Origin of the sequence: Sphingobacterium paucimobilis HER1398, from assembly GCF_000416985.1 — a bacterium.
Taxonomy (GTDB): Bacteria; Bacteroidota; Bacteroidia; order Sphingobacteriales; family Sphingobacteriaceae; genus Sphingobacterium; species Sphingobacterium paucimobilis.
Genome location: NZ_ATDL01000015.1, coordinates 391,902 through 410,677 on the forward strand (window position 1 = coordinate 391,902; position 18,776 = coordinate 410,677).

Consider the following 18,776-nt stretch of genomic DNA (forward strand, 5'->3'; position numbering starts at 1 on the left):
TCCTTTTGTTAAATACCCACTCGGACCGACAGCGCGAAAGTCCGTGCAAATGGATTACTTGTTCCTCTTTCGATCTCAATAGAACTAAATCTTATCAGGTCATTGGTCAATGCCGTAAGCTGGAAACTCCGAAGACCAATTCGCTTTACCCAATCCTGTCGGTAAAAATTATATCCCAATGAGAGTGTGCTTAATGTCAAAGTGTTATTATTTTGGACAAACCGTGAAGTAAGCCGAGTAGGTTCAGTATCAAGTCCTATCCTTGTGAATTGACTGATATTTCCCGGGCCAGTCCATCCTAAGTCGTATGCCCTTCTATCCACGTTGACATTAGGTTTTACAGATTCAACATTATCTATGAGTGTCTGATTGTATAACTGTCCGCCAAATTGATAGTTGAACAAAATTCCTAGTTCAAATCCTTTGTGATTAAGATTTGTTCCGAAGTTGCCGTTCCATTTTGGGATGCTCACTCCGTAGGCAACTTTGTCTGCCGCATTCCATTCATAAGTTTTCTGACCATCTTTTGTAAGGAATATCTCGGATCCAGTCGCAGGATCCACTCCAAGCGAACGTACTACATATATGGCATCCATCGAATTTCCTTCTTGCAAAAGGATATTAGGGACAGTCTGTGCCTGGTTGTTTTCATTCAGACGATCATTGGAAGCTTTGAGGGCATTAGACAATTCTTTGAGTACATTCTTATTCGTAAATCCATTAACATATAGCGTCCATATAGTACCTGTCCCTTTATTTTCTAATGCTTTGTAGCGTACAGAGTATTCAAATCCCTTATTTTCTACCTTTCCTAAATTTTCTGAATATCCCGTAAAACCTGTGGACGGGGCCAATGTGATCTGAGTGATTGCATCGTCCGTGATATCTCTATATGCATCCAAACGTATATCTAATCTTTCATTGAATAGGATCGCATCTATCCCAAAATTCAGCTTATAGACATTTTGCCAACTAAGCAATGGATTTCCTAGGTTCCCTATATTCGCTCCCAATTCATTGTAGTAGCCACTGCTTACGCCAAAATTATATCTCGTTTGAGCCGAATAGGCCGGTATGTTTAAGGATCCTGTAGTTCCATAGCTCCCACGTAGCTTTAGCCGGTTCACAAGACCATTTTGTTTGAAAAAACGCTCGTTATGAATATTCCATCCCAAACCCGTAGACCAAAATGTACCGAAACGCTTGTCTGTTCCATATTGAGATGATCCATCACGCTTAATAGAAAGATCGACTAAAAATCGACTATCGTAACTGTAATTACCACTGTATAACAAGCCTATACGTCTCACGGTACTTTCATCCCCTGTAGGTCTTCCATTTTCCTGGTATTGATTTGCAAACAGAAGATTATCCAGCCTATCGTAAGGGAATCCCTCGGCCAAAATCTGCGTATAGCTATTGGTACTGCTAGATAGATTGAGTGACCCCGTAGAAAACCATTGATGCTTTCCACGCTTAAAATTATAATTTAAGTTAGTTACACTCTCATATGATGATGATTCATCATTTCTGTCTGTGTAGGAACCTTTTCTATTAATATCTGTAGTTTCTTCAAACCGGCTATCATCCGCTGAGTAAAACTGGTCTGTACCTCCACGCTGCCTCGATAAGCCCAGATTCGATTCTATATATAATGAAGGAGTAATATTATAACGGATTTGAAAATTATTGGTAAACCCAATATATTTCGTTTGATTTACAGAATTCAAAATCGCATTATACATTGGATTGGTCGTCTTATAAGGCACCCCCACTATTGAATAGTTTTCTAAATAACGTTGTACATTACCATCTGCTCCATACGGTGCCCAGTAGGGATTCATCTTTAAATAAGCGCTAAAATTACCGTAAGGAGACTCATTTGCTAAGTTCTGGTAAACTCGTATAGAGTTTTTGAATTGCAGCTTACTCACCAAGTAGGTTAAATCAAACTGACCTGAATAGTTTTTACGATCCTGGCCTTTCATCACACCTTGCTGTAAATCGGCTGAGGCCAACATCCCGTATCGGATATGCTGATCGCCCCCCTGCAGATTTACAGAAGTTCGGTTGTTATAGCCAACTTGGGTAGGGATTTTTTTCCAATCAGTATCAATGCCGCGCTGAACATTCTTCCAGCGTTCATTGTACAAATTATCTAATCTATATTTATTTTGATCAAAGTCAGATGAATATACACCAACACGTTGCTCAAAGTCTAGCTTTTCTACTGCATTTAAATAATTGTATACTGACAAATCTGGAGCGGATATTCGAAAATCATTGTTCAATGTCACCTGGATTTTCCCTGGCTTTGGCGCAATCGTATTGACCACCATTACCCCATTGGCACCACGCGAACCATAGATGGCTGTCGCAGAAGCATCTTTCAATATCGTAATGCTCGCAATCATATTCATATCCAGATCTACGATCCTTTGTAGATTAACCTCGAAGCCATCCAGTATAAAAAGTGGTTGATTTGGATTGGAGGACAATTCTCCGGCGAGGTTGGGCAGTGAATTCTGCCCTCTTAACTGTATATCAGGAAGTTGGTTTATATTCCCTCCCATAACATTATTTGGCATAATACGGAAAGACGGTTCTATCGCCGAGATTCCTGCAAAAATATTATTAGTCGATATTTTCTTGAGCTCCTCTCCAGATATAGTTCTTGCTGCACCAGTAAAATTCTCAGCTTTCCGTTCAAAGATCCCTGTCACCACAACCTCATCGATATCTTCAGATTTTCCAGTCAGATGAATAATGTAGTTCACGGCCGAAGATATCGGAAGTATTCTCTTTTGAAAGCCAAGGGAAATCAGTTCAAGCTGCCGGGCATATTCGGGGACTTGTATAGCAAACTTACCTTCTTCATCGGTACGTACACGAATACCCTTTACCGGAAAAGAAACAGTCACTCCAGGCATTGGCTTTCCGGTCTCTCCATGCAAAACTACTCCTGTAATTTTCCTTAGCTGGGCTTTTTGCTCATCCATAAGGATGATGCTATTATTTTTATAGACATAGACGACTCCTGTCTGGAGATTAAAGTATTTGTTCAATACCTGATCAAGGTCGTCATTTTTGAAATTTGCATCGATTTTTCGTGAAAAATCAAATTTAGAGGTCAGGGATACGAAATCGAATCCCGTCTGCTTACGAAGTTCTGTAAGGAGCTCATCCAAAGATATATTCTTTCGCTGGATAGTCACCTTAGACTCTTGTCCAAAGACAACGGTCGTAAGCATCAAGCTACACATTAACAATACGCAGCACTTGAAAATACTGTTCTGAAAAAACTGCTTCATAAATATTTAAGAAAAGACTGGTTAGTGTCCTTATATTGTGGTTTAAAAATTTCTTAGTTTTGTTGACATTTGCATATTAGCTCTGGTATTAATCGCTCAAAACAACCTCCTTTCCTTGGTATTCGTATTTAATATCATAGGTCTGTGCTAGCATTTCCAACACTTGTGCTAAACTCTTTTCCCTAGAGATCTGAGCCAGTAACCTTTTAGATTCAGTTGTTTTCCTATATTGAATTTTCACACCATACCAGCGTTCCAATTCTCTAGCTACTTCTTCTAAGGGTGTATTTTTGAAATAGAACAAATTGTTTCTCCAGGCAGATGCGCCTTCCATATCAGCATTCGTTATAGCATACGTCTGCCCCACAGCAATCTGTTTTAATGGTTGCAGCGGTATCGGGATTCTGTCTAGACCGGACAACTGTATTGCTCCTTCGAATAGTGTAGTAACACTTTGTTTATCCTTTGGAAAAGCTCTGATATTAAACTGTGTGCCCAATACCTGAACCATATGTGCTTTTTTCTCCCGATTTCCTCGCACATGTACATTGAATTTTCTATTCTGCAACTTGGCGACATCAAAATATGCCTCTCCCGTCAAATAAAGATCCATCTGCTGATTCTGCACATTGATTGGATACTTAAGCTCCGTTCCTGAGTTAAGTGAAACCTTTGTACCATCAATCAATGTCACTGAAAAACGCTTACCGTACGGAACCCTGACAGTATGATATATTGCATTTTGAGGACTTATCTGGGCTAAACTGTCCTTAATCGAATATGCTATCTGATTGTCGGAATGCAGGACATTGATGTATTTTTCGGCATTTATATAGTCTGAAACATCTCCTTCTGGCAGATAGACCCTCCTATCTTCAGAAAGTACCAATTGTATCTCTTTGGCAAATTCATCTGAATCTATGATTTTAGGTTCTGTTTTAAAGATTTCTTTCACCTCTTGTACGATGTGCAATTCAGTAACAGCAGGCGGTAAGACATCTCTAAAGAAATATAAAGGGAGCATTAAAAATAAAATGACAGCTGCTACGTATTTCAAGATAGGTAAGATACTCCTGTACACGCTGTTAGTTTTTGTCGGAGACACTACCGTTATCTGCTGCTCAATCTTTGTCCAGACAGTATTAGCCGGCTCCTGTATGATCTGCTCTCGTCGAAAAGCAGCAATTATCTTGAGCCCAATTTCTTCATCCTCCGAATACTTCAATACATGTAATAGTACCTTCCGCTCTTCGGCGGTTGCAGTCTGATTCAGACAACGCTGTATCAATAACTCTATATAGCTATGATTATAGTTCATACGGATTATAAAACACAGGAGTAGATCACAGTGAAGAATCTAATCCCTTCTATTAATATGACTTCGCTTTCTTTGCCTTTGGGGGGGACAAAGATTATTTTTTTTGCAAATAGAACAAAATGAGAACCAATGGTAAATTTTTGAGTACTTCCATCATGGTCGACCTCACCTTTTTCACCGATTCGTCCAAGTTCCACTTGACCGTCTCGGTAGAGACTTCGAGTATTTTGGCGACTTCCTTGCGCGATAGCCCTTCAATCTTAATCAGCTGATAAGTGAGTCGCTGCTTAGGGGACAGACTTTGTATGGCTTGCTGAAAGGTTTCTTCTAATTCTTTGTATTCAACATCACTATAAGATACCGGTTCTACAAAGATATCGTGCAAGATAAGATCTAAGGATTCGGAAGATGGTGCTGTCTTCTTTATTTTTGTGAGGAAGACGTTTTTGGCTACCCGATAAATCCAGGCATCGAAATTATCAACGTCACCCAATTTACTACGATAGTTCCACAGACGTATAAAGGTCTCTTGAAGAACTTCCTCTGCTATAAACTCATCATCACTAAGATTAAAAACGGTAGAGTATATGGATGTCTTATATGATTCGAAAATGATACGATAGGCTTGCTCATCTCCATTAGAAACGCGGAGTAGTATTTCTGCAATCTCGTTTTTGGGAATATGCCTGTCCATTTTACTTCAGATCTTGAGCTTAGGTGTTAATGATAGCAAAACTATTGCTATTTGCCATAGTTGCAAATATATAAATAGATTTTATAAGAATAATACAAAAAGCCGTTTGGTAACCCAAACGATTGAAAAGGACAAAATGTAAGGAAATATCTTTTACTTATTAAAAATTTTAGTCAATTTATTATCCAACTCCTCATCTTTGAGGTATTTAGATTAAAAAGCTTAGATGATCTCTTCCCTAACGGTATCCCTGCGGACGAGCAGATTATTATCCGTTATAAAAAAGTGCCCAAGAAAAAAGCTGATGGCACCGACTCCAAGCTATTCGAAACGGTAGTCGTTGACATCATCCTCGCCGAAGAGGAAACCAAAGCCGCCAGTAACAAACGGAAGAAGGAGTAAAACTTGTGTTGTTTAAACTATTTCACTAATTTTGCGTCTAATACTGTTAATAACAATCAATTATGGCAATTGCGATAAAAAACATTCCTTTACTAAAAGAAGACGTTGCTGTCGCTTTTGACAGCAAAGCAGAGGCTGCTATTGCAAAAAGATCGACCGTCAAGTTCACCAAGCAGTTAGCCGTTTCAGCAAAAATTCTAGAAAAGGCTAAAATTTAGTTTTCTACTATCTTGGCATTTCTCTATGAAAAGTGCACTCTACAGAGCTATAACGAATCAATTCTAAAAGATTGCGTTGCATTTGATTGTGGAAATTCCGATCTAAATGAGTTCTTTTCCAAAGATGTACTTAACTACACAGCACAGCTACTAGGAAAAAGCTATTGTTTTACATATGATGAGGATCCTTCTCAGATTGTAGCTGCGTTTACAATTTCAAATGATAGCATAAAAACCTATACATTACCAAATGCGCGAAAAAAGAAAGTGATAGCCGAGATCCCTAGACCTAAGCAAATGAAAAGCTATCCCGCGGTGCTTATTGGTAGACTAGGCGTCAATAAAAACTTTAGAAACTTAGAGACCGAAGACAAATCCATAGGCGATCAACTCATGGATTTTATAAAATCATGGTTTATCGACAAGGCCAATAAAACAGGTTGTAGATTCATTGTTGTCGATGCCTACAATACGGTAGCTCCTCTAAAGTATTATAGAAGAAATGGCTTCGCTGAATTATTCAGTTCGGAAGACCAAGAAAAAGAATATACCGGAATACCGGAAGACACCCTACTTAATACTAGGTTACTTTATTACGATCTTATTCTGTTAACTGATTAATAACCAGGCTAAGTGCTCTTTATTACGAAAGAAGTGAAATAAGAAAAAAGTAGATGGCACCGACTCCAAGCTTTTCGAAACGGTAGTTGTCGACATCATCCTAGCCGAAGAGGAAACCAAAGCCGCTAGCAATAAACGGAAAAAGGGGGTAACAACAACGTAATATACTACGCCTGCTTATGAAAGAATTTTCCACATGTCGTGCGGAAAATTGACGTGGAGTCACTGATATCTACATATACAATTGTACTTATATCAGAGCTTTTGAGAAAAATATAGGGAGTGAGACTTAAAATAGATCTCACTCAATGTCCTTTATTATCTATCAAGATTACGTAAGTAATCAGTAGCTGTCATCCCCATAATTCGCTTGAATGTCCGATTAAAACTGGAAATACAGCCGAATCCAGAACTATAAGCAATCTCAAATATAGTCTTTGAGTTATCCGAGATCATCATCTCGCATGCTTTGGCAACCCTGACCTTGTGGAGAAAGGTAACGAAAGTGATCCCTGTATGTTGTTTAAAATATCGGCAAAATGCTTCGGGACAAAGATATATTTGATCTGCCACGGTTGAAAGTAAAATAGGCTCATCACAATGATCCACTATATACTGACAAACTTTATGAATCCGCCCTTTCTGATGTTGGTTCCAAAATGGTGCTTCAGCGATAAGAACATTCTCTCTGTCCTCCTTTAATTGCTTTAGCTTTTGCAAAAAGAGATATAACTGTTCCATTATTAGTTAGTTTTTAAATAAGTAAGATTAATCGATAGGCAACGGATAGATCATATCATTCTTGGATTCCGACAGTACAAAAAAACTTTGTATCCTATCAATAGCAGGTACCACGGCCAACCTTTCCCGTAAAAACCGATTATAACTTGCCATATCGGAGGTCGCTATACGCAATAGAAAATCATAAGAACCTGCTATCTGGAAACACTCTATAACTTCTGAAAATTCCATTATGGTATTTTCAAACTCTTGCAACGCTAAAGGACTGTGATTGTCCAGGAATACCTGAGAGAACGAAACTACTCCAAATCCCACCTTACCTCGATCCAAGACTGCACCAATCCGCTTTATATACCCCCTGGTCCTAAGGCTCCTAATACGTTCATGGACCACTGCCAGCGACCTATGCACCCTATCGGCCAATTCCTTCTTAGTAATAGTACCGTCTTCCTGTAGAAGTTGTAGCAGGGTTATATCTATTTGATCTAGTTTTGTCATGGTGTAGCAAAATAAAAGACAATGCGGAGTGTAATACTACACTCCGTCATTATCACTACATATACTGAAATTGATTTGGATCTAAATGGTCGTATACGCTTCAAGATGTATATCGGAGATCGAACGACCGGAAGGCTCGTCCATCATTTCGAAGGACGTATCCCAAACCAATGCCTCGGATGTACTGCAAGCGACCGACTTGGCAGAGGGTACAGTCAATACCGCTGCAGACGATGCATAATAGGATTCAAAAATACTCCGGTAGTAGTATTCCTCTTTGGTACGAGGGGGCTGCACCGGGAAATTCACAGCGGCATAATTAAAATTGACATCGGAAACCTCTTTTTCGACCATGGCTTTAAGACTGTCTATCCAGCTATACCCCACGCCATCCGAAAACTGTTCTTTCTGTCTCCATAAAATAGTGTCAGGGAGGTAGCCTGCAAATGCCTGACGCAATGCCCATTTCTCCATTCGGCCGTCTTTTATCATTTTTTGCTCCGGATCGAACTCCATAGCAGTGTCGACAAATTCTTTATCAAGAAAAGGTACGCGCCCCTCTACTCCCCAGGCACAAAGGGCCTTGTTTGCCCGGAGACAGTCATACTGATACAGCTTGGACAACTTACGTACTGTCTCTTCATGAAAAGCCCGAGCATTGGGAGCTTTATGGAAATAGAGATAACCTCCGAAGAGCTCATCCGATCCCTCTCCAGAAAGCACCATCTTAAATCCGCGCGCACGGATAGCACGTGCCAGCAAAAACATCGGAGTAGCAGCACGTACAGTAGTGACATCATAAGTCTCTAAATGATAGATCACATCCCTCAGCGCATCAAGCCCCTCTTGTATGGTAAAATGTATCTCATGGTGCCTCGTACCGATAAATTCGGCAGCCTTACGCGCCGCTTCTAAATCTGGAGACCCTTTAAGCCCTATGGCAAAAGAATCTAAGACTACGGGACTAGCTGTGGTCCCCTCTTGACGTCTATCCAAGATTCTCTTTACAATGGCAGCAATGACCGAAGAATCCAACCCTCCTGAAAGCAACACGGCATAAGGAACATCCGCTACTAATTGCCGCTCGACAGCTGCTTCAAGTGCCGATCGTATCTCGGTAATGTCTTTTGAAGTCCCTGGTACTGTCGACCAATGTCGGTGGTAGTACCGTTCGGGGTGCAGACTCATCTTACTATACAAATAGTGTCCCGGAGGAAACTGTGCAATCTGCTTGCAGAAACCTTCCAAGCACTTGAGCTCGGAACCTACAAAAACCTGTCCTAGATCATCACTGCCATAATACAATGGAATAATCCCCAAATGATCACGAGCGATCAAAAATGAATCGTCACGACCATCAAAAATGGCTAGTCCAAACATCCCATTAAGTCTATCCAAAAAGCTCACCCCGTACTTCAGATAAAGGGCCATCAAAATCTCCGAATCGGATGTGCTCGTAAAGGGATAATCTTCGACTTCGGCTTTTAATTCTCTAAAATTATAGATCTCGCCATTAACAATCAAAACCACTGCACCATCAGGACTATAAATGGGCTGCTGCCCCTGCTCCAGATCCATAATAGCCAAGCGTTCGTGTACCAAATGTACTCGAGAAGAACTATGGATGCCTGAGCTATCCGGTCCCCTGTGACGGATACGACGCGACATCTCCAATACTTTGACTCTTAATACTGCTGCTGCTTCTTTTGGCATAAAAATGCCTGCTATACCACACATAATTTATATCTTACTGTTACTATTGTTGGCTAATATGTTTGCTCTTCCAATATGGACTCAATTTTATGAACATCATGTCCAGCGTAGGCAATATTTCCGTCAGGTGTAAGCAGCAATAGAAAAGGAATGCTTTTCAATTGATAGCCATCCTGTACTGCTTTCATCAGTTCTTTGGGTATCCAAAGTTGTGTCCACTCCATCTTTTCGTCGTTCATCGCCTTTCGCCAATCATTTTCTTTGGCATCCACTGAAATAGCTATGATATGAAGTCTATCACCTTTGGAGTTATACAAACGACGGACATCCGGAATGGCCGCACGGCAAGGCCCACACCACGAAGCCCAGAAATCTATTAGACTGTATTTTTGTGGATGAAGTTGCTCCTTTAAACTCGAGGTGTCTTTATTCACGGTCAACAGTCCAAAATCTCTATATTTACTATTCCTGGTGTAGCGCTTTGCTGATACAATTTCATTCTTGATCTGTGCAATACGTACTTGGTCACGTCCCTGAGATAAACTGTGGTATAAGGAATCCAACTCATCTCCTGAATAAGTAAATGGCTCCTTAATCCATTCTGAAGCCAAAAGGGCCGAAATAGCATACGTTGGATGAAGCTTGACAAACATACGTTGGCGGGCTTCGACATCTTCATCCGCCTGATTTTTAACCTCCTCAGCTTTACGTTGTGTATCCTGGTTCCTTTTTTCTGCAAGTGGGCTCCAATAGAGATCCCGCCATGCATTATAAGCAGTAAGCTCAGCGGCATACATATAATCACGGTATTCCTGATATTCCTGTTGTACGTCGCCACCCTTGATAATTACATTTTTCTCCTTTGAAACACGCTCCATAAACGAGGGAATACTATCTAAGTGATTAGCAAAAAAGCTCATCTTTACATTATCCAACATCAGTTTAGCATTCCGACTTGATTTGTAGTTGGTACCGTCACTATTCTGAACAGTTTGTTCGATCTGTATCTCGCAGAGCCTTGGTGAAGAGACTCTGCCTTTTAACTTAAATTTCCCTTTTTTAAATACACCACGCGCAAGACTATCTTTTCCTCCATGCTCCACACAAAGCAGATGTACTATCGTGCCATCCTTGACCCCTTCTACCTGTCCATCAATCTGGAAAGATTGGGCATAACTAGCTCCCATAGCCAATAGCACAAGAAGAATACTAACAGTAAGATTATAGACTAAAGTCTTCATAATTATATATTCCTTTTTAGATATGCACTAATTTCATCGGAACTATTGGTCAGTAACACGACCTGTCCAGATGGATTTAAAATCATCAATGCTGGAATGGAATTGATATTAAAACGTGCTCTCAATTCGTTAAAACTCTTATTGGGCAACCATAACTGTGTCCATTCCATTTTTTCATCCTCCATTGCCTTTTTCCAAGCGGCATTTTTCTCATCAAGGGAAACAGCTATAACATTCAGGTTGCCCTCGTATTGGTGATACAAAGAACGGACATGTGGGATAGCGGATCGGCATGGGCCGCACCAAGAAGCCCAAAAATCTATTAATGTATGTTTGCCCTGTCCTATCAATGAGGCAATGTCTAAGTTTTCACCTGTTGGTGTCTCGCCCTGAAGCTTTCCAAACAATGTACCGACCCGGTAGGCTTTGTTACGATCGACAGCTTCTAGAATATCTTGATACCTTCTTGTATCAGGATTATTCTTTAATAATGTCACCATATTCTGCAACTGTTCTGCGCTATATACGAATTCTGTTCGCGCCTGTTGTAAACCTATCCAGGCGGATATGGCATAAGAAGGATTTGTTTTCATAAAAACATTGGCGATACTATCTCGCTTCATCTCTTGCACCTTCTCCTTGAGATGTAGCTTGGACAAAGAGTCTAGTTGTACCCCACCACTCATAAAATAGTCTGTAGCTGCCCTATCAGCTTGCCAGACATGATAATCAGCATCTCTTACAGCTAATAGATAGGTTTCATATTGTTTCTGACAGTCTCCTGCTCCACGTAGGCTAATATGCTTATTGTTAAAAATAACCGGTCCCTTGTCGCTATATGCGGCGGAAACACTATCGATGTGGGATATGTTGATAGTCACACTGCCTTTTTCAAGCATCATCGGAATACTGGCCCACCCCTCGGGCAATCCTTTCGTATTGATACTCCCTTTCCCTATACGCAAAGAAACCAATGTCGGTCCCTCCAACTGGGCACGAAGTTCAAAGTTGCCCTTATGCAAGGTTCCTGCAACAAGCTCCTTCTGATTTTCTTTATCTTCAACATTGACCAACCGAACGGGAGCTCCATCTTGAGCCCCGGCGACCTTACCTTGTAACACCATCCCTGACGTGGACTGGCCATACACATTAAGTTGCGCTAAACATCCAAAGAAGATTAGCATTTTTAAAACATTTTTACTTAGATTCATCTGTTTTATTTTAGATTTTTAACATAGCGTACACTCATAAATAGGTCATTGACATTGGTAGTGTACCGTCCCATCTGATCAGATCCTGCGACTAACTTACGGAAGTAGACATGTTTTCCTGCAGCCGATTCTTCCTTTACTGTGGAAGTCCAGTAATAGCCATAATCCTTGAAATAGGTATAGGTTAAAGAAAATGGTCTACCTTTTTTCAAAACCAACCCACCTAGTTTCAAACCCAACGTAGATCCTGACTCGACATTGAGGAGAAGTTCTTGTATACCCGATCCACGCCATCCTATTCTATTGGATTCAGAATCACTTAACCCTAACCTTTTTTCCAGAGTCTGCCAATCTTCATCTGTCGGTAAATGCCATCCGTCAGGCGCAGAGGTTACCGCATCTTCGAAAGAATAAAGATTACCGTACTCACCATAAAAACGATTCACCTCCGTTGTATCCCTCACGCTTATCAACGTATACCTAAAAGAAGGTGGTTCTTTTAGGCGAAAGAATGGAACACCACCTCTTGCATTGGCCGTTGTCCACTGCTGATCTCCTATCTGAACCCAGTTATAACTATTACCTTCTTTGTCCTTAACCACCCCGGTAGCTATAGGAGTTACATCGGGGCGACCTTCATCCTTTCCACAGGATAGTATGACTAAAGCAATTAAAACGCACCCTAGAATCTTGTGTACCATTATCCTATTCCAATCGTATCTCATAATTTAAAGCCTAAATCTGTAACTATTTCAGTTAATATGTCGTACTTGGCCAATACCAAAGGGTATGCACCATATGTGTTTAAAAAATCAGTCCGTTTTACAGATAGCACTTGTTGTAAAAACGCTTCTAAATCCTGCTTTTCTGAAGGAAGATAGTATCGACTGATATCCTTCAAAAAACCGATTTCTCTTACTTTATGATCATTAAGCTCGATAGGCCAACCTAGGTCGTATTCCTTGTCCAGTGAATAATAAGCATTACTGTAACTGTAGAAAGTGGATAGAACCGTCTCATCTTGCTTGCTCAAGGCGGCCTTCATTATCTCTAACAGCACTTCATCGACATAGATCTTTTGCTGACTCTCATCCTGCTGTAATACAGTACCAAGCGATAACACAATACACCGGAGTCCGGTTTTAATATTGTATTTTTTCCAGGTATCACGATAACTGTCATATATGTCATAGGAATCGCTCAATAGAAATGAATAAGGTCTAAGTGGCTGGCCTAAGTGGGATAGGATATGATTCTTCAAGAAATTTACCGCCTCTTGTTTTTGAACCATTTTCGGAAAAACAGTAACACGCCCCATATCTCCGGTGTTATTAATGGAGTAGTCGATATTAACCCGCTCCACAAACCAGCTGTCATCTCCATAAGCATCCTGACCGAGATACTTCTTTTCCAACGTATCAGTAAAAAGAAGATAGGTGTTCTCTTCTTTAAAAAAGTTCCTTCTCAACACCGACTCTACATCGGTTGCATCGTCTGAAACAGCAAAAAGATTCTGTACGGTTGTATTGGGGCTCAATTGTTTTTCTTTCTGACATCCGATCAGCGAAAAACTTATAATCAGGTATATAGTTAGTTTCAATCTCATAAATGGCAGCTTTAATAATTAATAACACTATTGATGGGTCTATGTGGTCTAAAAGATTCCCCTAAGGACGGTTGAAAATTGATTACGGCCCTAGGTATATCCAGAGTGTATGCAGGGTCGTAAGCGTTTAACTTATAAATCACAGTACGGATCGGATTTCCATAATCAAACTCTGTAAAGCTGTGTTCGATCTCTTTGGACCACTTGTAAGCATTAGAAACAGTATAACGGCGTAGATCAAACCAACGATGACCTTCTAAACAAAACTCACGGGCTCGCTCTTCGCGTATAAAATCGATTAGATCATTGCCACTCTCACTTAAAGCTACTGTAGACTTCATACGGGTAGCTAAAAAACCTGCCAACACAGATTTTGCTCTTGTCTCATCCTGTAAAAACACGGAAGCCTCTGCTAAAGTGAGATAAGCTTCAGAAACACGCAGATGAAAACTGTCTGATATTTCAAAAGGCTTATTCCAAACGTTAGATTTTCCGCCGATCTTCGTAAAAACAGTTTGTCCCCCCGGTAGACGTTGTACATAGGTACCTAAACGGTAATCATCAGTGTGATATAACTCATCCAAATCACGAGATATGATATATCCGGGTTCTCTAGTAGCATGAGAATAAACAAATGTTGCCAGTAGATAACCTCCCATACTAAAAACAGTTTCCTTTGAGTCTTTGGTAAATACATCGGAGCCTGGAGAAACTGTAGCCAAATTCGTCAAATGACTATTCAGATCCAATACTTTTTGGGCATAGATCGCCGCAGAGTTGTACTCTTGCATATAGAGATAAACCCGGCTCTTCAACAAATAAGTAGCTTCGATATTCGCTCTATAAATAGATCCTTTCTTCTTGTTCTGCAAAAGTGATTCCGCTTGATCCAGATCTGCCAATATCTGTGTATACACCTCTTTTAATGAAGGTCTTTCAAAGGCCTTGTCTTCAATAAAATCAGACGTTTTTAAAGGAATACCTTTTATCTCTCCAGCTGTATTGGGATCATAAGGTCTTGCATAAAGATTGGCCAACAAGAAATAATAGGCTCCACGCAGAAAATAAGCTTCGCCCTTGATGCGTTCTTTCGCCAGATGATCATCATCAGTGGCTGCAGGTTGCTTGTCAATCTGTCCAAGAACAATATTTGCGGCATTGATATGCGCATAGAGAAGATCCCAGGGCGCATCTGTCCCTCCAATATAACGGCCGTCTTTATCCAAACCGGTATCTTGCTGCCAGGTGTAATAACCAAAACCACCATACTTACGTAGATAATAGAATGTATCACCATAGTCGTCATCTCTATTCTGCTCCAACTCATCCGTCATAAAGTGCAGGAATACCAGATTAGGATTATTAAAAGAAATAGAGGAGTTTCGATAGGTAATCATACTTGGTTTCATATACCCGTCTCCCAGTAATAGCTCATCTAAGTCTTTCCAGCCTTCGACTTTCGACAAATCCTGTGAATAGTCTTCTAGAAACTTAGAACAGGAACTCACCAAAACTATCAGTAAGATGAGCAACATTTTAATATTTTTTTTGTTCATAAAAATTAGGATTAGAATGAAACATTGATACCGAAAGAAAAGCTCGGCCGATCCGAAAGCTGTATAGTCGTAAATCCACCTTGTGTAGGAGTCTGTCCTCTCAGTTCCTTGGCGGACCAGGTATACAGATTGTTTCCGGTAAGGGATAATGCCAATCGTGACAATGCATATTTTTTGAGCCACAACGTAGGCAACTCATAAGTAAAACTCAGCGAAGAAAGTTTAAGATAATTTGCACTGACCACTCTGAGATCGCTGTAATCATACATATCCCAATAATTAGTAGCTATAGTCTGTACATTGTCCCTCATTTCAGAAAAATGGTCTTTATACTTATAAAAGGTTGCACTAGAAGGGTTGATAATAGCAGGAATATTTGTGTACCGCTCATCGCCAGGCTTTTGCCATCTATCCAAAAAATATCGGCTGACGTTGTTTTCTGGTCTGATTTCATCCGCTGACATAGTCGGACTTGCTGCGTTGGCATAAATTCCAAAAAGACGCGTATGAGCCCCTAGGCTATAAGCCATAATCGCACTGACTCGAAACTGCTTATAGCGCAGTGAGGTATTCAGTCCTCCTGCCATGAGAGGCTCTCTATTGCCTGAAGCATCTAGCACAGTTGTGTAGGTATCGTACTTACTAAGACCGACAAGTTGATCTGCACGATCCTCATAATCATCGAAAAGTGGGCCTCCGTCTGTAGCACTCAACCCTAGAAACCGATAGGAGTAAAATGTTCCGACCGCTTTATCCTTAATCAAGGCCGTACCATTCAAAAAGTTAGTTAACTCATACTGCTCCGCATCCGGCCTGCTCTTTAGTGTATTGATTGTTCTTGAAAAAGATGTCGTAAAGGTCCAACGCCAATCCTCCTTTTTAACAGGCGACAAAGTCAATGCGACACTATACCCATTATTACTGACATCTCCACTATTAATAACATAAGAGTTGCGTCCATTAATCGTAGATATAGTTTTCTGCATAAAAGCTTCCTTGGTACGTTTAAAATATAAGGAACCTTCGATCTGAACCTTATTATTAAAGAGTGAAAGCTCTGTTCCAAAATTGGTGGAATTGGTCTTTTCCCATTTGAGATTTGGATTTGGATTATTATTAGCGGTCGCTGTATATTCACCATAGTAGCTGTCCAACGGATTTTTCTTTATGATGAGAATAGGTGATTCGCTATCCAACATATTACCCTGATAACCATAAGAGGCCTTAAATGTCAGAAAGTCCAACCAGTCGACTCTATCGAAAAGACCTAACTCTGAGGCATTAAAGGACCCTGACACCGACCAGATAGGTAAAAATTTACGATTACTGGAACTACCAAATCTGTTAGATCCATCAACCCTACCATTAGCGTTGACATAAAACAGGCGTTTATAACCGTAAGTCGCAGTCCCATAAAATGACATCAGGTTGTTTAAATCATCTTTTAACTGTGGCACATTATTGGATAGCCAGTTTCCGTAAGCAGCATAATCCACAATATTAACATTGGACACAAAAGATTTACCACGATCCTTATAATATCCCCTACTAATTGAACTATTGCCCACATAGCGAGTGGATGCCATTTCGTATCCCAGACCTCCACTGACATTATGCTTATTCTCCTCTCCAAAGTATTTGTTGGCGTCTAACTGCAGACGTACAGTATAGCTATTGTTCCTGTAATTTTCTTGTCCCCATTCGCCCCCCTGCGGCATGAGGCTGTTACTAGGAGCCTTAGTTCCAAAATTCGAACTACGTAGGGAAGCCGCATAAAAAGTCTTCTCTCCCCAATAGTTTTCTATACCTGTCGAGGTTGTCGTATAGGCCGCAATAGCATTCCCAGTCAACCAATCCGAAATTTTAAATCTTAAATTGGTATTTACCGTTAGCGCTGAGACATTCTGTTCATATGAGCTATTCTCAAGTTCATTCAATATATTAAAATCATAACCGTATAAAGCAGCGACATTACGTTCGTAAAAGGCATACTCTCCATCGCTGGCATATGCTGGTATTGCACGACTGGTATTGTAGGCATAATCCATTGGAGCAATACGCTGTTGATAATAATCACGACTATTGACATTACCATTGAGTCCAAATGAAGCAGAAAGCCATTTATTGAATTCGGTATCTAAATTTAAAATAGCAGAGTATCTATCATTTTTATTTGACTTGACCACATCATTATTCATCGAGTATCCAATAGATGCATAGTACCTACTCTGATCGGAGCCTCCACTCATACTCAATGTGTGTTGATGGGAAAAGCTATCTTCTGTCAAAAGGCTAAACCAATCTGTATTCATAGTCTCGAGCGACTGTACCTCTCGGTCGAATGTTGCATCATCAATCTCGCGGTTGTACAATCGGCGCAAAAGCCCCTCATATCCAACCCAAGAAATCACAGAGGGATAACGGTACTGTACAGATAGCAGGTCTTTGGAAAACTGAATCCGTTCCTTAGAGTTCATTAGATTGACAGAACGATCCGTATACCGTGGCCGTATTTTGTAAGTCATGGCATTACCGTACTGTACCACAGGTCTGCCTTTACGTCCTCTCTTCGTGGTAATAACAATGACCCCATTGGCTGCTTTAGTACCGTACAAAGCTGTTGCGGAAGCATCTTTCAATACATCCAAGCGCTCAATATCCTGTGGATTCAATCCCGCAATGGCATTACCTATACGGTTTATGTAATCTGGGTCATTCAATTCTTCAGGACTGATCTTGACAGGATCCTGCACAACGATACCATCCACTACCCAAAGCGGCTCACGATTACCTATCAGAGATGAAGTGCCACGAATGCGCAGTCTAGGTACAACCCCTACCTCTCCAGAATTGGACATAAACATCATATCCGGCACCTGTCCTTCCAACATCTGGTCTATGGAACTAACATCCGGTCTCCAGATATCTTCAACCTTAACTGTGTTAATCGCACTCGTCAATTCCCTTTTATTGATGCGTTGAAAACCTGTGACCACGACTTCGCTGATCTCAGACTCACCATCTTTGAGCTGTACAACCCAGTTTTTGTCCCCATAGAAAAAACGTTCTATAGCTGGCTTGCCAATAATAGAAAAAACAAATGCAGGCGCATAATTATCATCTTTGGGGATGGTCAGTTTAAAATTACCGCCATAATCGGAAGAAGTCGCGATCTTTGTACCCTTCAAGGTGACGGTGACTCCCGGTGTCGCCTGCCCGCTACCATCAACGACTTTACCAATGACTATTTCGGTTTCTTTTCTTGGTTGAGCACTTTCCTGAATCTTTTCAGGTAGGATAGGTTTGATGATAACATACTTCTTGGTGATTTCAAAACGTAGTTTTTCACCCTTGAGCAGGAAGGTGTACAGATCTTCTAAATCATAATTACGCTTTGCGAATTGCTTACGTTTCTTCGCATCAAGTTCATCATTACTGTACATTGTAATCAGGCCTGTTTGCTTCTCAACAACACTAAAAACGCTCTCTAAACTCATTTCTTTGGCACTTATCTTAACTTCTTGCCCATAAGAACGGTTAGCAGAAAGAATCATTAAGAATAGTAGCAACTGAAAGAAAACAGGCATAAGTTTCCTTGCCTTGACAATTGTCATCGCTTCATGTTTAATATTCATAAATGTATTTA

At 40.5% G+C, this 18,776-nt stretch carries 14 protein-coding genes; 2 read left to right on the plus strand and 12 right to left on the minus strand.

All coding sequences use genetic code 11. The features are described from left to right. Positions 1–8: 8 nt before the first annotated feature. The 3 genes from M472_RS34555 to M472_RS34565 form a co-directional block, all read right to left on the minus strand. Positions 9–3,311: a SusC/RagA family TonB-linked outer membrane protein gene (locus tag M472_RS34555; RefSeq protein WP_081643172.1), complete on the minus strand. Its 3,303-nt coding sequence runs from the start codon at positions 3,309–3,311 to the stop codon at positions 9–11. Positions 3,312–3,399: 88 nt separating this feature from the next. Next, on the minus strand, positions 3,400–4,629 hold the full coding sequence (locus M472_RS34560; protein ID WP_021070509.1) for a FecR family protein: 1,230 nt from the start codon (positions 4,627–4,629) through the stop codon (positions 3,400–3,402). Positions 4,630–4,723: 94 nt separating this feature from the next. After that, positions 4,724–5,323: an RNA polymerase sigma factor gene (locus M472_RS34565; protein WP_021070510.1), complete on the minus strand. Its 600-nt coding sequence runs from the start codon at positions 5,321–5,323 to the stop codon at positions 4,724–4,726. Between the two features lie 464 nt (positions 5,324–5,787). Here M472_RS34565 and M472_RS45625 point away from each other — a divergent pair, with 464 nt between their 5' ends. Next, the gene (locus M472_RS45625; protein ID WP_021070512.1) at positions 5,788–5,943 is read left to right on the plus strand and encodes a hypothetical protein; all 156 of its coding nucleotides are present in this window, start codon (positions 5,788–5,790) and stop codon (positions 5,941–5,943) included. Between the two features lie 297 nt (positions 5,944–6,240). Continuing rightward, entirely contained in the window at positions 6,241–6,564 is a 324-nt protein-coding gene (locus M472_RS45630) for a GNAT family N-acetyltransferase (RefSeq protein WP_200859618.1), read from the plus strand. Positions 6,565–6,882: 318 nt separating this feature from the next. Here M472_RS45630 and M472_RS34575 read toward each other — a convergent pair whose 3' ends face one another. The 9 genes from M472_RS34575 to M472_RS34610 all read right to left on the minus strand — a co-directional run bounded on the left by M472_RS34575 (position 6,883) and on the right by M472_RS34610 (position 18,765). Then, positions 6,883–7,305 carry a helix-turn-helix domain-containing protein gene (locus M472_RS34575; RefSeq protein ID WP_021070514.1) on the minus strand — a complete coding sequence of 141 codons (423 nt, stop codon included), beginning with the start codon at positions 7,303–7,305 and terminating at the stop codon, positions 6,883–6,885. Positions 7,306–7,332: 27 nt separating this feature from the next. Further along, positions 7,333–7,803, minus strand: a complete 471-nt coding sequence (locus M472_RS34580) for an Lrp/AsnC family transcriptional regulator (RefSeq protein ID WP_021070515.1) — start codon at positions 7,801–7,803, stop codon at positions 7,333–7,335. 81 nt (positions 7,804–7,884) lie between these two features. Continuing rightward, the gene (asnB, locus tag M472_RS34585) at positions 7,885–9,540 is read right to left on the minus strand and encodes an asparagine synthase B (protein WP_021070516.1); all 1,656 of its coding nucleotides are present in this window, start codon (positions 9,538–9,540) and stop codon (positions 7,885–7,887) included. A 29-nt stretch (positions 9,541–9,569) separates the two neighbouring features. Next, a complete protein-coding gene (locus tag M472_RS34590; RefSeq protein WP_021070517.1) occupies positions 9,570–10,757 on the minus strand; it encodes a TlpA family protein disulfide reductase in 1,188 nt (395 codons plus the stop codon). Between the two features lie 2 nt (positions 10,758–10,759). Next, complete coding sequence (locus M472_RS34595) at positions 10,760–11,941, minus strand: TlpA disulfide reductase family protein (RefSeq protein ID WP_158499915.1); 1,182 nt, start codon at positions 11,939–11,941, stop codon at positions 10,760–10,762. A gap of 32 nt (positions 11,942–11,973) precedes the next feature. Beyond that, positions 11,974–12,693, minus strand: coding sequence for an FISUMP domain-containing protein (locus tag M472_RS44550; protein WP_081643174.1), 720 nt, complete (start codon positions 12,691–12,693; stop codon positions 11,974–11,976). Continuing rightward, positions 12,690–13,574 (minus strand): hypothetical protein, encoded by an 885-nt coding sequence (locus M472_RS34600; RefSeq protein ID WP_021070520.1) that lies wholly within the window; start codon positions 13,572–13,574, stop codon positions 12,690–12,692. Before M472_RS34600 ends, M472_RS44550 begins: the two co-directional genes overlap by 4 nt. Before the next feature lie 11 nt (positions 13,575–13,585). Further along, positions 13,586–15,130 carry a RagB/SusD family nutrient uptake outer membrane protein gene (locus tag M472_RS34605; RefSeq protein WP_021070521.1) on the minus strand — a complete coding sequence of 515 codons (1,545 nt, stop codon included), beginning with the start codon at positions 15,128–15,130 and terminating at the stop codon, positions 13,586–13,588. An 11-nt stretch (positions 15,131–15,141) separates the two neighbouring features. Next, the gene (locus M472_RS34610) at positions 15,142–18,765 is read right to left on the minus strand and encodes a SusC/RagA family TonB-linked outer membrane protein (protein ID WP_021070522.1); all 3,624 of its coding nucleotides are present in this window, start codon (positions 18,763–18,765) and stop codon (positions 15,142–15,144) included. Between the last annotated feature and the right edge of the window lie 11 nt (positions 18,766–18,776).